This window comes from Bacillus sp. SIMBA_074 (assembly GCF_046534555.1).
GTDB lineage: Bacteria > Bacillota > Bacilli > Bacillales > Bacillaceae_G > Bacillus_A > Bacillus_A mycoides.
This window is the reverse complement of sequence record NZ_JAWRYM010000160.1, coordinates 1-385: the sequence shown is the minus strand read 5'-3', so window position 1 is coordinate 385 and position 385 is coordinate 1. Positions and strand designations below refer to the sequence as shown.

The 385-nt window shown below is 52.7% G+C and carries 1 pseudogene; it reads right to left on the bottom strand.

Going from position 1 to position 385, the window contains the following annotated elements:
* A pseudogene (locus tag SB773_RS30300) lies at positions 1-289 on the bottom strand (dihydroorotate dehydrogenase); the annotation flags it as partial.
* Positions 290-385: the final 96 nt, after the last annotated feature.

Sequence of the window (385 nt, the reverse complement as noted above, 5' to 3'; positions counted from 1 at the left end):
AGCCAACAAACAAAAAGAAGCTGGCAAATCCGACTGCTCCAGAAGCGAGTAAAACAGTGCGCGCCCAATGCAGGCCATTTTTCAAGCCGTGACGTGACAGCTGGAAGTAAATCACGCCGATGGAGAGCATAGTGCCAGCAAGGCTGATCCGATCGTGAGACATAAATGAAAGGAGCTGGGCGTTTACCAGTTCTAATTCTGTGGCGCGTACCCCTAAAAAACGTTCGTCATAAGGCAGCATCACGTTGGTTGCAGCAATCCACCAGGCCAGCCCGCCGCCAATCAGCATGCCGATTCCAAGTAAAATCCCCCAAACCCAGGCGGGGAAGAGCAAGTGCTTTGTGTGAGTGGGAGGGACACAAGACATCCAGTCAGGAGCTGTCTG